Genomic DNA, 13,218 nt, shown 5'->3' with positions numbered 1-13,218 from the left:
GCAGGCCCGCTCGTGGTAGGCATAGCCCCCGTGATGATCACGGGGGATGAGGCCGTCCTGCGCCTCGAACAACTGCACCGCACCTACGGAACCGGCCCGGAGGCCGTCCACGCGCTCAGGGGGGTGGACGTCGAGTTCGCGCGCGGCACCTTCACCGCCGTCATGGGCCCCTCCGGCTCCGGCAAGAGCACCCTGCTCCAGTGCGCCGCCGGCCTCGACCGGCCCGACACCGGCCGCGTCACCCTCGACGGCACCGACCTCGCCACGCTGACCGAGACCCGGCTCACCGTGCTGCGCCGCGAGAAGCTCGGCTTCGTCTTCCAGGCCTTCAACCTCGTCGGCTCGCTCACCGCCGAACAGAACGTCGGCCTGCCGCTGCGCCTCGCCGGGCGCCGCCCCGACCGCGCGCAGGTCCACCGCGCCCTCGACCAGGTCGGCCTCGGTCAGCGCACCGGCCACCTGCCCTCCCAGCTCTCCGGCGGCCAGCAGCAGCGCGTCGCGATCGCCCGCGCCCTCATCGCCCGCCCGCAGGTCCTGTTCGCCGACGAGCCCACCGGCGCCCTCGACAGCTCCAGCAGCCGCGACGTCCTCGCCCTCCTGCGCGACCTCGTCGACCGCGAGGGCCAGAGCACCGTCATGGTCACCCACGACCCGGTCGCCGCCTCCTACGCCGACCGCGTGCTCTTCCTCGCCGACGGCCGCCTCGCCGACGACCTCGCCCGCCCCAGCGCCCAGCAGGTCGCCGAGCGGATGACGGCCCTGGAGACGGCGGCATGACCATGGCCACGCTCCTGCCCGTCGCCACCGCGAGCCTGCGCCGCCGCAAGGCCGCCTTCGCCGGCTCCTACGTCGCGCTCACCCTCGGCGTCACCCTCGTCGCCACCACCGGCACCCTCCTCGACGACACCGCCGGCGACGACTCCCCGCTCGGTGCGCCCTCCCTGCACAAGGTGCTCACCTTCACCGCCGGCATGGCCGCCTTCGTCGCCGTCTTCGTCGTCGCCGGCACCTTCGCCTTCGCCGTCGCCCAGCGCCGCCAGGAGATCGCGATGCTGCGCGCCGTCGGCGCGACGCCCCGCCAGGTCGTGCTGCTGATCACCGGCGAGGCCGCCGCCGTCGCCCTCGCCGCCGCCGTCTCCGGCTGCCTCCTCTCCCTGCCCGCCGCACCCGCGCTCGCCGCCTGGCTCGTCGCCCGCGGCGCCGCCCAGGCGGGCTTCACCTCCCACCCCGCGCTCACCCCGATGCTCGTCGCGGCCGCCGTGGGCCTGCTCGTCGCCCTGCTCGGCGCCCTCGGCGCCGCCCTGCGGGCCGGGAGCGTCCGCGCCGTCGAGGCCCTCGGCGACGCCGCCGTCGACCGCAAGGTCATGACGCCGCTGCGCTGGGCCTGCGCCGCCGCCCAACTCCTCGCCCTGGCAGGCGCGGTGGGCTACTACCTCGCCGCCCCGAGCATGCCCCCCGCCCCCGGCGACCAGCCCGACGACCCCCAGCTCGCCTCCCAGTGGGTCATGGCCGCAGACCTCATGACGATCGCCGCGCTCGCCCTCTTCGCGCCGCTGCTCGTCCCGCTGCTCGTCCGCGCCTTCAGCGCCCCGCTGCGCTGGACCGTCGCCGCCGCACCCCTGCTCGCCCGGCAGAACGCGCTCACCGCCGTCCGCCGCACCGTCTCCACCGCCACCCCCGCCTTCCTCACCATCGCGCTCACCGGCACCGCCATCGGCGCCACCGCCGCCTTCGCCGACGCCATGACCGCCCAGGGCCGGGCCACCGCCGCCGCCCGCTACGTGCTGCGGCCCGGCGCCGTCCCGCTGCCCGTCGACACCCTCGCCCGGCTCACCGCCGACCGGCCCGGCCTGCGCGCCACCGCCACCACCCCCACCGTGATCACCGGCCTCGGCGCCGACACCGCGTCCTTCGCCGACCACAGCGAGGACTCGGCCGCCTCCGCGCCGTCCGCCGCCACCGTCGTCACCGGCGACCTCGCCACCGCCTGGACCCTGCCCGCCGTCGAGGGCAGCCCCGCCGACCTGCACGGCGCCACCCTCGCCGCCTCCGTCCACCAGGTGCGCGGCCACGGCTGGAAGCTCGGCGACCAGGTCAACCTGCGGCTCGCCGACGGCACCGTCACCAGCCTGCGGCTCGCCCTGGTCTACCGCACCCAGCTCGGCCTCGACGAGGTGCTGCTCAGCGGCGACGCCGTCACCGCGCACCTGGACGGCGCCCGCCCCGGCGCCGTCCACCTCTCCGACGCCCCGGCCGCGACCTACGGCGGCACGCTCACCGACGCCCGCACGCCCGGCCCCGACCCCGGCGCCCACTACGCGTGGATCGCCACCAGCACGATCCTCGGCCCGGCCCTGCTCTACGCGCTCATCGCCATCGTCAACACCATGGTGATGTCGGCCGCGGACCGCCGCCGCGACTTCGCCGTCCTGCGCCTCGCCGGGACGGTGCGCCGGCAGGTGCTGTCGATGGTCGCCCTGGAGGCCGTCCTGGTCGTCGCCACCGCGGCCGTCCTCGCCCTCGCCGTCACCGCGCTCACCCAGTGGGGCGCGACGGCACTGATCGACCACCGCATCCTGGCCGGCCAGACCGCGATCGCCTTCCGCCTCCCCTGGACCCCGCTCGCCGGAGCGGCCGCCGTCTGCCTGGTCCTCGCCGTCCTGTCCAGCGTCATCCCCAGCCGCCTCGCCCTCACCCACGGGGCCCGGTAACCGCCCCGCCCGGCCCGGAGACCCGGCGGACCCTCAGTACTCCGCCGGGTTGACCGCCTTCGGCCGGGCGGTGGGTTCGGCGACGACACCGGTGCCCGGGCCGGCCTCGTCGTCGTAGGACCGGGATCCGAATTCCAGCCCTTCGAGGGGCGCCGACAGCAGGAAGTCGACGAAGCCGTCGGTGCCCAGGGTGGCCCAGCGGTGCAGTATCGCCGGCAGCTCGTCGATGTCGGTGTCGGCGAGCTCGGCGTCGAAGTGCTCCACCTGGTCCCCGGGCAAGGACGCGCGGATCTCTCTGATCGTCCGCAGCGGGTGGGCCTCGTCGGGCCGGTTCGGGGGCACGGGCAGGTTCGGGGCGGTGCTCATCGTCGGCTCCTCCGATCGGGTCCGGGGACCAGCCTAGGGCCCGGCGGCCCGCCGGAGCGGACCCCTGGGCGGCCGGGTTGTCGGTGGGGCGGGTCATGATAGGGGCTGTTTCGCACAGCAGGACGGAAGGACGCACCCCATGAGCGAGCGGAGCGAGCGAATCGTTGAGAGGCGCGCGTGGGCGAGTGCCCCTGTCGAGCGAAGCGAGGCGGGCGCATGAGCTGGTGGCAGCAGCCACTGGTCGGCTTCGACCTGGAGACCACGGGCACCGACCCGGCCGTGGACCGCATCGTCACGGCCGCGCTCGTGGACACCGTCGGGGCCCGCCGGGCGGGGGTCGCCGGCTGGCTGCTCGATCCCGGGGTGCCGATCCCCGCCGAGGCGGAGGCGATCCACGGGATCGGGGACGACGTCGCCCGGCGCAAGGGGCGGCCGGCCAAGGAGGCGGTGGAGGAGATAGCCGCGGCGCTCTGCGGGCGGCTCGCGGCGGGGCGGCCGGTGGTCGGGTTCAACGCGCCCTTCGACCTCTCCCTCCTCGACGCCGAGCTGCGCCGGCACGGGCTGGCGACGCTCGCCGAGCGCCTCGGCCGTCCGGTCGGGCCGGTGCTGGACGCGCTGGTGATCGACCGGGCGGTGGACAAGTACCGCAAGGGCTCCCGCACCCTGCAGCGCGTCTGCGAGGTGTACGGCGTCGAGCTGACCGACGCCCACGAGGCCGGCAGCGACGCCCTGGCCGCCGTCCGCGTCGCCGTCGCCCTCGCCGAGCGCTACCGCTCCGAGGTCGGCGACGTGGCCCCGGCCGACCTGCACGGGCGTCAGGTCCACTGGTACCGGGAGTGGGCCGAGGGCCTCCAGGCGTGGCTGCGCCGCGGCAAGGACCCGCAGGCCGTGGTGGACCCCCGCTGGCCGCTGCGGTAGCGGGCGGCGCGCCTGCCGGACTCCCCGGGTGATCACACGCCTCGCGCGGCCCGCCGACCTGCCCGGCTTCCTCGCCCTCGCCGCCGAGGTCGAGCACTGGTTCGGGCCGATGGTGGACGACCCCGGGTTCCGCCGGGCCGTCGTCCGGAACATCGACCGCGGGCGCGCCACGGTGGTCGACGGCCCGGACGGCGGCCTGCTCGGCGCCCTGCTGTTCGGTGGTGAGCCGCCGGTGCACCACCTGCACTGGCTGGTGGTCGCCGAGCGGGCCCGGGGGACGGGCGTGGGCCGGGCGCTGGTCGAGGACGTGCTGCGCCGGCGGGTCCGGGTCCGCCCGGCGACCGTCGAGGTGGTGACGTTCGGCGCTCACCACCCCGGGGCGGTCGTGAGCGGGGCCCGGGTGTTCTACGAACGGCTGGGCTTCACGCCGGCCGAGCCGGCGGAGCCGGGGCCGGAGGGCGGCTCCCGGCAGGTGTACCGGCTCCACCTGCTCTGACGGCCGGGGGCCTACTGGAGGTCGAGCCCGACGGGGTGGCCGAGGTCCTGCGGGCAGACGAAGACGTGCAGTTCGCCGTGGCGGCCGACGCTGACGTCCGGGTCGTCGCCGCTCTCGACGGTGAGCAGGTGCCGCATCCGGGCGCCGCACGCGCCGCAGTCGACGGGGATCAGGTCGGTGGAGCGCCAGGACGGCCAGCCGCCGAGCTTCCAGCCCCCGGCGCAGGCGAGGTCACGGTGGTACTCGGTGCCGTTCCGTTCGGCGAACTCCTCGGCGGCGGAACGGAGTTCACCGGGCAGTTCGTCGCGGTCGGGGAGGTCGCGGATCTGCTGGGGGCGCAGCACGCACGGCGTGGGCAGGTATTCGTCGTCGGAGCGCCGGGACCGCGGGGGAGTGCGGGGCGCGAGGCCGTCGGCGCGCTGCCAGTGGAGTTCGACGGCGGGACCGTAGTAGTAGCGGTCGCCCTGGATGTCGTCGTGGTCGTTGGGGCACCAGAGCACCTGGAGCACGTCGGCGCCGTCGGGCCAGGGCAGGTGGGGTGCGTCGGCGGCGCGGACGCGCAGGACCGGGACGAGGGCGATCGCCGCCGTGATCTCCGGGTCGCGCGGGGCCGCGTCCTCGTAGGCATCGTCGGGGTGCCCGGCGGTGCAGTGCGGCCAGGGTGCGCCGTCGGGCCAGAGCGCGGGTCCGCCGAGCGAACTCCCGTGTGCGGTGGGTGCCTTGGCCTCGGGGTGCAGCAGGGTGGCCGGCCGCAGGTAGGAGGCGAGGGCGGGCACGGCGTCGACGAGGCCGGCGGGGGTGGGGTCCGTCACGCGGCTCACCGTAGCGGACGGCGTCCCGGTCACCCGGAGCGCCGTCCGCCGGTGCGCCAACGTCCCTAGGCCGCCGGGAAGTCGAAGGTGTAGCCCTGGGCGACCAGCCACGGGAGCAGCTGCTTGAGCGCGGCCACGGTCTGGCTGCGGTCGCCGCCGCCGTCGTGCATGAGGATCACGCCGCCGGGCCTGAGCTGGCTCTGCACGGTGGAGACGATCGCCGGCACGCCCGGGCGGGACCAGTCGCGCGGGTCGACCGACCAGCCGAGGGACTTCATGCCGAGGCCCGCGGCGATGTGCTCGTTGTCGGCGTTGAAGCCGCCGCCGGGCGCGCGGAACCAGGTGACCTGGGTGCCGGGGCCGGCGGCCTTGACGATCATGTCCTTCGCGCCGGAGATCTCGGCCACGGCCTTGTCGTGCGGCAGCTTCTGGAACGGCTGCGGGTGGTGGACGCTGTGGTCGCACAGCCGGTGCCCGGCCGCGAGGACCTTCTTGACCAGGCCCGGGTTGGCGGCGGCGTTCTGGCCGATCTCGCAGAAGGTCGCCTTGACGTTGTACTGGGCGAGCAGGTCGAGGATCTGCTGGGTGGCCGGGCCGGGGCCGTCGTCGAAGGTGAGGGCGACGGTCCGGCCGCCGGAGGCGGTCGAGCCGATCACGCTGGTCGCCGAGAGCGGTGTGGCGGGCACGGCCGGGGCGGCAGCGGCGGTGGACGGGCTCGCGGTCGACGGACTCGCGCTGGACGGGCTCGTGCCGGCAGTGGTGTCCGGCGTCCTCGGCGTGCGCGGGGTGACCGGCGGTGCGGCCTGGCCGCCCGCGCCCGCGGTGACGGGCACGCCGTCCGAACCGGGCGTGCCCGGGGCGCCGGGCGCCGGGTCGGTGCTCGGCGAGATCGTGATCGCGCCCTTCGCGGACGGCGAGGCGCTCGGCTGGAGGGCCCCGCTGGCCGTCCCGCACGCGGCGACGCCCAGCGCGGCGGCGACGGCGGCACTGCCCATGATCAGCCGGCGGCGGAGGCGGGCCGAGCGGTTCGGGGAAGCGGGCCGGCGGGCGGCGGACTGGGGCATGGCGGCGGCTCCTGGGGAACTGGCGGCGGGTGCCGATCCTCTCGGTCAGGATGACTGTCCGATAGGACGCCGATCGTAGTTGCCCCGGTTGCGTGCCGGACCGCTCCGTCGTAGGAGTCTTCTCACAGCCGCCCGGGTTGGCGTCCGCCCGCCGCCACGGCTACCCCACCCGTCCCGCCGAGTCCCGCCGGGTCACTCCCAGACCCTCAGAACGGGTACCAGCGCACGTCCGTCGCCCCGTCGCGCAGCGAGTCGACCCGCCGCCGGAACTCCGCCAGCGCCGCCGGGCTGCCCGCGGCCTGCTGCGCGACCCACGAGGCGCTGGCCGTCTCGCGGGCGCCGCGCAGCACCGCGAACCCCGGCCAGTCGCGCACGTCCCACCCGTACGCGGCGGTGAACGCGAGGTACTCCTCGCCCGGCACGCCGTACCGGTCGTGGCTGAGCGCGAGCACCACGAGGTCGTGCTCGCGCAGGTCCCGCGAGACGTTCTCCAGGTCGAGCAGGACGGGCCCCTGCGGGCCGACGTGGACGTTGCGCGGCAGCGCGTCGCCGTGGATCAGCCCGGGTTCCAGGTGCGGGGCGAGGTCGGGCAGGGCGGCGGCGAAGGCGTCCCGGCGGCGGCGCAGGAACGCGACGTCGGCCGGGTCGACGTGGCCCTCGGCGGAGGCCAGCCAGCGCTCGACCGGGGCGAGCAGGTCGCGCCGGGCCAGCGGGAAGGGCGGCAGCGGCAGCCGGTGCAGGTCGCGCAGCAGCGGGGCGAGGTCGGCGGGCCGGGCGGGGCGGACGGCGGGGGCGAGCCGGTGCCAGAAGGTGACGGGGTGCCCGTCGGCGAGCTGCGGTCCGGGCGCGACGGCGTCGTACGGGCGGACCACCGGGATGCCCTGCCCCGCCAGCCAGTTCGCGACGGCGAGTTCGTGCCGTGCCCGCTCCCGCAGCCCGGGGCCGCGGCCGACCTTGGCGACGACGGCGGGCTCGCCGAGGTCGAAGACGGCGTTCTCGCCGAGCGCGAGCAGCCGCGCGTCGCCGGGGTCCGGGAGGCCGGCCGAGGCGCAGGCGTCGGCGAGCAGGACCCGGGCGCGGCCCTCGTCGAAGGCGGTCATGACCTGGCTCCGTTCCGCCGGCGTTCGTCCGGAGGCCTCCGGACGGTGATCATCATGACGCACGGAGGCCGGGCCCCGCGCGATGCGGAGCCCGGCGCCGGTGAGCGGGTGGCTCAGACCTCGATCCGGTGGCGCGGTGCGGCCGGGCCGTGGAGGGCGCCGCCGGTGCCGACCGGCGCGGCGGGCTCGCCGTGCGAGAGGTCGGGCAGCCAGTGGAGCAGGCGCGGCAGGTACCAGTTGCGCTCGCCGAGCAGGGTCATCACGGCGGGCAGCAGGACCGCGCGGATCACGGTGGCGTCGATCAGCACGGCGACGGCGAGGCCGACGCCCATCTGCTTCATCGCCTGCATCGAGAGGGTGCCGAAGACCGCGAACACCGCCACCATGATCACCGCGGCGCTGGTGACCACCCCGGCCGTGGAGCGGATGCCGTGGGCGATCGCGGCGCGGGTCGGCAGGCCGCGGTCGCGGCCCTCCTTGATCCGGGAGACCACGAAGACGTGGTAGTCCATCGAGAGGCCGAAGAGGATCACGAAGAGGAACAGCGGCACCCAGGACTCCACCGCCCCGACCCCGGCGGTGCCCAGCAGCGAGGCGCCGACGCCGTGCTGGAAGACCAGCGTCAGCACCCCGTAGGCGGCGCCCACCGAGAGCAGGTTGAGCACGACGGCGGTCGCGGCGACGGCCAGCGAGCGGAAGGAGGTGAGCATCAGGACGAAGGCGAAGGCGACGACGAAGCCGAACACGGCGGGCAGCGAGCCGGTCATCTTCGCGTTGAAGTCGTGCGAGCCGGCGGTCTGCCCGGTGACGGGGGCCTCGGTGCCGGGCACCTTGAGGACGGTGGCGGGCACGATGTCGTCGCGCAGGGCCTTGAGCGCGGCGTTGCTGGTGGCGTCGTTGCCGCTGCCGTCGAGGGGGATGTCGACGGTGGCGACGTTCTGCTCGCGGTGCACGGTGACGTCCACCGGGCCGTGCATCCGGCCGCTGGCGAGGGCGCGGGCCTTGAGGTCGGCGATCGCGGCGGTCATCGCGGGGGAGGAGATGTCGGTGGCCCTGATGACGACGGTCGCGGGGGCCGGGCTGCCGGGGAAGGCGGCCTCGATCTTCTGCGAGGCGGTCACGAGGGCGTTGCCGCGCGGCAGTTGCTGCTGGAAGGTCAGGTTGGCGGTGTGCATGGTGAGCAGCGGCGCGGCCAGCCCGAGCAGGAACGCCCCGGCGAGCAGGGTGGCCGCCAGCGGCCGGCGCAGCACCGGCGTGAGCACGGCGTTCCAGAAGCGCCCACCCGTGGTGGCCGCCTCCGGCCGGCGCACCCTGCCGAGGAACGGCACCCGGCCCTTCGCGACGCGGTCGCCGAGCATCGACAGCAGCGCGGGCAGCACGGTGAGCGAGCCGAGGACGGCGGTGACCACGACGACGATGGTGCCGAAGGCCATCGCCCAGAAGTCGGCGATGCCGGTGAGGAACATGCCGGCCATGGCGACGACCACGGTGACGCCCGAGACCAGCACGGCCCGGCCGCTGGTGGCGGCGGCGACGGCGAGCGCGTCCGCGAGGTCCCGTCCGGCGGCCCGCTCCTCGCGCTCGCGGCGCAGGTAGAAGAGGCAGTAGTCGACGCCGACGGCGAGGCCGACCAGCAGCATCACCGAGCTCGCGTCGTCGCTGGTGTGCAGCAGCCCGCTGGCGAGGGCGACCAGGCCGCCGGCGGCGACGAACGCGGTGAGCGCGAGCACGACCGGCAGGACGGCGGCGACCAGCGCGCCGAAGGCGACCAGCAGGATGCCGAGCGCGAGCGGGACGGCCGTCCACTCGGCGCGGGTGAAGTCGTCGGCGAACTGGTCCTGGATCCACTTGCCCGAGCTCGCGTCGCCGAGTTCGACGACGGTCAGTTCGGGGTGCTGCTTCTGCACGCCGGCCACCGCTTCCATCACGGCGGGGACGTCGGCGACGGCCTCGTCGCGGTCGCCCTTGAGCGTCAGTTGGACGAGCGCGGAGTGGCCGTCCGCGGAAACGGCCTTGGTGTCGTAGGGGGAGCGGATGGCGGCGGCCTTGCCCGTGCCGTCGACCGCGGCGACCACCTGGGCGACGGCGGCCCGGAACGCCGGTGCGTCGGCGGTCAGTTCCGGGCTCTGGACGAGGACGGTCTCGCCGGCCGGGGCCTTGATCCCCGCGTCGTCGAGGATCCGCGCGGCCCGGGACACCTCGCCGGGCACCGATTCGTCGCGGCCCACCTTCGTGCCGCCGTGCATCCCGCCGAGCACGGCGGCGAGGACGACGAACAGCAGCCAGCCGAAGACGGCGGTCTTTCTGTGCCGGGCGCTCCAGGCGCCCATCGCGGCGGCCGTGCCGAGCCTGGTCTTCACGGACTTCCCCCTGGGAGAACGGCGGTCGTGCGCCGGGTGGTCGGCGGCCCCCGGCCGCCGGGCGCCGGGGTCGCGTTCCGGCGTCGTGAAAGACGGTAGGGAAAGGCGAGTCGGGCCGTAATCCGGCTGGCGGGGTACCCGGCCCTGGTGCCCGCCTCGGGGCCGGGGTGGGGTTTTCCCTACCTTCCGACCCTGATCCCTCATCCCCGGGGGTGGGGGCAAGCTCCACCCTGAGGGGGAGCGGTCTCCACCCGGAGCACGAGGTCAAGGGGTATGCGGACGGGCGAGACTGGTGCGGGGCCGCGGACACGGGGGGCCTCACGGGGGCGGCCTGCGAAAACAACTTGCCGGGCGGCAAGCAAGTACTCGTAGGATGAGTCTCCAGACCAACTTACCTGCCGACCGGTAAGGGGGCGCCCGCGCGCGTCCTCGGCCGGTCCTGCCGTCGCCCGGCGTCCCGTCCCCAAGGGCTGCGGTGAACCATGCCCAGGAGGCATCACGAGCATGTTCCACCGACTAGGACACTTCGTCGTCCGCCGCGCCTGGTGGGTGATCGCGGCGTGGGTCGTCGCGATGATCGCCATCGTCGCGAGCGCGCCCGCCGTCACCTCGCAGACGGACGAGTCCGCGTTCCTGCCCAAGCACTACGAGTCGATCCAGGCGGCGCAGCTCCAGGAGCAGGCGTTCCCGTCGAGCTTCACCCCCGCCGCCCTGCTGCTCTTCGAGCGCAACGACGGCCAGAAGCTCACCGCCGAGGACCAGACCTCGATGGAGAAGGTCGTCAAGGGCCTGACCGACGAGAACATCCCGGCCGTCCAGCAGATCCTGCCGGTCTCCGAGAAGGCGAAGTCCGCGGACGGCAAGTACGCGCTGTCCATGGTCGCCATCGACAAGTCCAAGATGCAGGACAAGGAGTACACCGACGCGGCCAAGAAGCTGCGCGAGGACGGCTCCAAGCTCGCCGACGGCACCGGCCTGAAGTTCCAGGTCGGCGGCCAGGCTGCCAGCAGCCTCGACCAGCAGGACGCCTCCGGCGCCACCGACATGATCGTCATGCTCGGCAGCCTGCTGCTCGTCATCCTGATCGTCGGCATCATCTTCCGCAGCATCCTCGCGGGCATCCTGCCGGTGCTGCTCTCGCTGGTCATCGCGATGCCGGTGGCCAACGGCCTGATCGCCGACGCGATCAAGATGTTCGACCTCAAGTCCTCCCCGATGACCTCGGCGATCCTGATCATCGTCGTGCTCGGCGTCGGCACGGACTACTTCCTGTTCCTCGCCTTCCGCTACCGCGAGCGGCTGCGCACCGGCGAGGACCGCAAGACCGCCGTGGCCAACGCCGTCGGCCGGGTCGGCGAGGCGATCGCCTCCGCCGCCGGCGCGGTCGCCGTGGCCTTCGCGGTGCTGATCCTCTCCAGCCTCGGCATGTTCACCGCGCTCGGCCCGGCGCTCGCCATCGCCGTCGTCGCGACCGCCCTGGTCTCGCTGACCCTGGCCCCGGCCGTGCTCACCGTCATCCCGTCCAAGGCCGTGTTCTGGCCGGGCAAGAAGTGGATGCAGGAGCCCAAGAACGCCCGCTTCGCCGCGCTCGGCCGGATGACCGGCAAGAAGCCCGGCCTGGTCGCCCTGGTCTCCGGCGGCGTCCTCGTGGTGCTGGCCCTGGCCGGCCTCAACTACAACGGCACCTACGACCTCGCCGGCAGCTCCATGCCGAAGAACAAGGAGTCGATGGTCGTCCAGGACAAGCTGATGACGGCCTTCTCGGCCGGCGCGGCCGACCCGAGCCACGTCTACCTGACCTCCACCAACGGCGCCAAGCTGAGCGATGCCGCCCTGAAGGACTTCGCCGGCAAGCTCGGCGCGGTCGACGGCGTGGCCGGCGTCGTGACGCCGAGCGCGGAGAACAAGGCGATCAGCGCCGACGGCACCACCGGTGACTTCACCGTGCTGCTCAAGGACGCCCCGGCCTCCAACAAGGCGATCGACACCATCGGGAAGGTCCGCGACGCCGCCCACGCGGCCGCCCCGGCCGACTCGAAGTCGCTGGTCGGCGGCATCACCTCGGTGTACAAGGACATCAACACCGCGATGGTGCACGACTACACGCTGGTCTTCCCGATCGCGGCCCTGCTCATCATGCTCATCCTGGGCCTGCAGCTGCGCAGCGTCGTGGCCCCCTGGTACCTGATGGCCTCGGTCGGCCTCGGCTTCGGCGGCACCCTCGGCGCCACCACCCTGCTGTTCCAGAACATCAAGGGCGAGCCGGGTCTGATGTTCATGCTGCCGATCTTCATCTACCTGTTCGTGGTGGCGATCGGCACCGACTACAACATCCTGATCATCGCCCGCCTCCGCGAGGAGGCCCGCGAGGGCCGCAGCCCGCGCGAGGCGGCCAGCGAGGCCATCAAGCACGGCGGCCCGACGGTCGCGGCGGCCGGCTTCATCCTGGCGGCCTCGTTCGCGACCTTCATGCTCGCGGGCAACGTCCTGTTCATGGAGCTCGGCTTCTCGCTGGCCTTCGGCATCGTGCTGGCGGCCTTCGTGATGGCGATGTTCTTCACCCCGTCGCTCACCGCGCTGCTGGGCCACCGCGCCTGGTGGCCCGGCCACGGGGACGGCGGCGGCCACGGCGGCGGCTCCGTGCCGCTCCAGGACGCGCACGGCGTGCCGGAGCCGGCCGGGCGGCGCTGAGCGCCCGGCCGACCCGTCCGGCCGGCTCGTCCGGCCGGGTGACCCGGCCCACTGGTCCGACCCGGTGATCCGACTCACCGGGCCGGACCACGGGTGCGGCCCACCGGACCGACCCGGTGGTCCACAGGCGGCGTCCCGCTTCGGCGGGGCGCCGCCTGCCCGCTTCCCGGGGCCCGCAAACGTGATCTCCAGAGCACAAAATCCCCCGGTCAATCGGGGTGTCCCCGTGCTACAGTCGAACCAGTTGCAGTTTTGGTTCCCATGAACGCTTGTGTGCGCCTGCTGGTCCCAACCAACAGGCGCATTTGTTTTGTCCGGTGTTTCAGTCTCCGGATGGGGATCGCGGCTACTTAGGGGTTCACGCGGTGTGGATCCCTGATGCCCCAGTTTTAGAGGAGACGGTTATGGCTACCGGCACCGTGAAGTGGTTCAACAGCGAAAAGGGCTTCGGCTTCATCGAGCAGGCCGAGGGCGGCCCGGACGTGTTCGCGCACTACTCGAACATCGTTGCTCAGGGCTTCCGTGAGCTCGTCGAGGGCCAGCAGGTCGAGTTCGACGTGACCCAGGGCCAGAAGGGCCCGCAGGCCGAGAACATCCGCGTCATCTGAGTCCAGCCCCCGAGCTGACTCGCGATCTCGCGTAGCGGGGGCCCGCACCGCTCGGTGCGGGCCCTCGCGCATGCCGCCACACGGCGGCAGAA

Annotated in this window: 11 protein-coding genes; 6 read left to right on the top strand and 5 right to left on the bottom strand. The window is 74.2% G+C overall.

Annotated elements, in window-relative coordinates:
- The first annotated feature begins 33 nt into the window (after nt 1-33).
- Nucleotides 34-777 carry an ABC transporter ATP-binding protein gene (locus ACFV4G_RS17015; RefSeq protein WP_380440977.1) on the top strand — a complete coding sequence of 248 codons (744 nt, stop codon included), beginning with the start codon at nt 34-36 and terminating at the stop codon, nt 775-777.
- On the top strand, nt 774-2,711 hold the full coding sequence (locus ACFV4G_RS17010; RefSeq protein WP_380440975.1) for an FtsX-like permease family protein: 1,938 nt from the start codon (nt 774-776) through the stop codon (nt 2,709-2,711). Before ACFV4G_RS17015 ends, ACFV4G_RS17010 begins: the two co-directional genes overlap by 4 nt.
- Before the next feature lie 33 nt (nt 2,712-2,744).
- On the opposite strand, the gene ACFV4G_RS17005 is transcribed toward ACFV4G_RS17010, so the two are convergent.
- Nucleotides 2,745-3,077: a hypothetical protein gene (locus tag ACFV4G_RS17005; protein WP_380440973.1), complete on the bottom strand. Its 333-nt coding sequence runs from the start codon at nt 3,075-3,077 to the stop codon at nt 2,745-2,747.
- 216 nt (nt 3,078-3,293) lie between these two features.
- Here ACFV4G_RS17005 and ACFV4G_RS17000 point away from each other — a divergent pair, with 216 nt between their 5' ends.
- Together ACFV4G_RS17000 and ACFV4G_RS16995 are read left to right on the top strand one after the other, a co-directional pair.
- A complete protein-coding gene (locus ACFV4G_RS17000) occupies nt 3,294-3,995 on the top strand; it encodes an exonuclease domain-containing protein (protein ID WP_380440971.1) in 702 nt (233 codons plus the stop codon).
- Nucleotides 3,996-4,023: 28 nt separating this feature from the next.
- Nucleotides 4,024-4,491, top strand: a complete 468-nt coding sequence (locus ACFV4G_RS16995; protein WP_380440969.1) for a GNAT family N-acetyltransferase — start codon at nt 4,024-4,026, stop codon at nt 4,489-4,491.
- Between the two features lie 11 nt (nt 4,492-4,502).
- On the opposite strand, the gene ACFV4G_RS16990 is transcribed toward ACFV4G_RS16995, so the two are convergent.
- The 4 genes from ACFV4G_RS16990 to ACFV4G_RS16975 form a co-directional block, all read right to left on the bottom strand.
- A complete protein-coding gene (locus ACFV4G_RS16990) occupies nt 4,503-5,303 on the bottom strand; it encodes a hypothetical protein (RefSeq protein ID WP_380440967.1) in 801 nt (266 codons plus the stop codon).
- 65 nt (nt 5,304-5,368) lie between these two features.
- On the bottom strand, nt 5,369-6,367 hold the full coding sequence (locus tag ACFV4G_RS16985; protein ID WP_380440965.1) for a polysaccharide deacetylase family protein: 999 nt from the start codon (nt 6,365-6,367) through the stop codon (nt 5,369-5,371).
- A 206-nt stretch (nt 6,368-6,573) separates the two neighbouring features.
- Entirely contained in the window at nt 6,574-7,467 is an 894-nt protein-coding gene (locus tag ACFV4G_RS16980; protein ID WP_380440963.1) for a phosphotransferase, read from the bottom strand.
- Nucleotides 7,468-7,580: 113 nt separating this feature from the next.
- A complete protein-coding gene (locus tag ACFV4G_RS16975; RefSeq protein WP_380441046.1) occupies nt 7,581-9,797 on the bottom strand; it encodes an MMPL family transporter in 2,217 nt (738 codons plus the stop codon).
- Nucleotides 9,798-10,331: 534 nt separating this feature from the next.
- Between ACFV4G_RS16975 and ACFV4G_RS16970 the strand changes: the two genes are divergently transcribed.
- On the top strand, nt 10,332-12,518 hold the full coding sequence (locus ACFV4G_RS16970; protein ID WP_380440961.1) for an MMPL family transporter: 2,187 nt from the start codon (nt 10,332-10,334) through the stop codon (nt 12,516-12,518).
- Between the two features lie 404 nt (nt 12,519-12,922).
- Nucleotides 12,923-13,126 carry a cold-shock protein gene (locus ACFV4G_RS16965; protein ID WP_218202470.1) on the top strand — a complete coding sequence of 68 codons (204 nt, stop codon included), beginning with the start codon at nt 12,923-12,925 and terminating at the stop codon, nt 13,124-13,126.
- Nucleotides 13,127-13,218: the final 92 nt, after the last annotated feature.

Source organism: Kitasatospora sp. NPDC059747, assembly GCF_042732955.1.
Lineage (GTDB): Bacteria > Actinomycetota > Actinomycetes > Streptomycetales > Streptomycetaceae > Kitasatospora.
The sequence above is the reverse complement of the archived record's forward strand: the minus strand, read 5'-3'. Positions and strand labels throughout refer to the sequence as shown.

Excerpts from the sequence above, each read along its gene's own strand:
- ACFV4G_RS17015 (WP_380440977.1), top strand. The coding sequence starts at position 34 with ATGATCACGGGGGATGAGGCCGTCCTGCGCCTCGAACAACTGCACCGC.
- ACFV4G_RS17010 (WP_380440975.1), top strand. The coding sequence starts at position 774 with ATGACCATGGCCACGCTCCTGCCCGTCGCCACCGCGAGCCTGCGCCGC.
- ACFV4G_RS17005 (WP_380440973.1), bottom strand. The coding sequence starts at position 3,077 with ATGAGCACCGCCCCGAACCTGCCCGTGCCCCCGAACCGGCCCGACGAG.
- ACFV4G_RS17000 (WP_380440971.1), top strand. The coding sequence starts at position 3,294 with ATGAGCTGGTGGCAGCAGCCACTGGTCGGCTTCGACCTGGAGACCACG.
- ACFV4G_RS16985 (WP_380440965.1), bottom strand. The coding sequence starts at position 6,367 with ATGCCCCAGTCCGCCGCCCGCCGGCCCGCTTCCCCGAACCGCTCGGCC.
- ACFV4G_RS16980 (WP_380440963.1), bottom strand. The coding sequence starts at position 7,467 with ATGACCGCCTTCGACGAGGGCCGCGCCCGGGTCCTGCTCGCCGACGCC.
- ACFV4G_RS16975 (WP_380441046.1), bottom strand. The coding sequence starts at position 9,797 with ATGGGCGCCTGGAGCGCCCGGCACAGAAAGACCGCCGTCTTCGGCTGG.
- ACFV4G_RS16970 (WP_380440961.1), top strand. The coding sequence starts at position 10,332 with ATGTTCCACCGACTAGGACACTTCGTCGTCCGCCGCGCCTGGTGGGTG.
- ACFV4G_RS16965 (WP_218202470.1), top strand. The coding sequence starts at position 12,923 with ATGGCTACCGGCACCGTGAAGTGGTTCAACAGCGAAAAGGGCTTCGGC.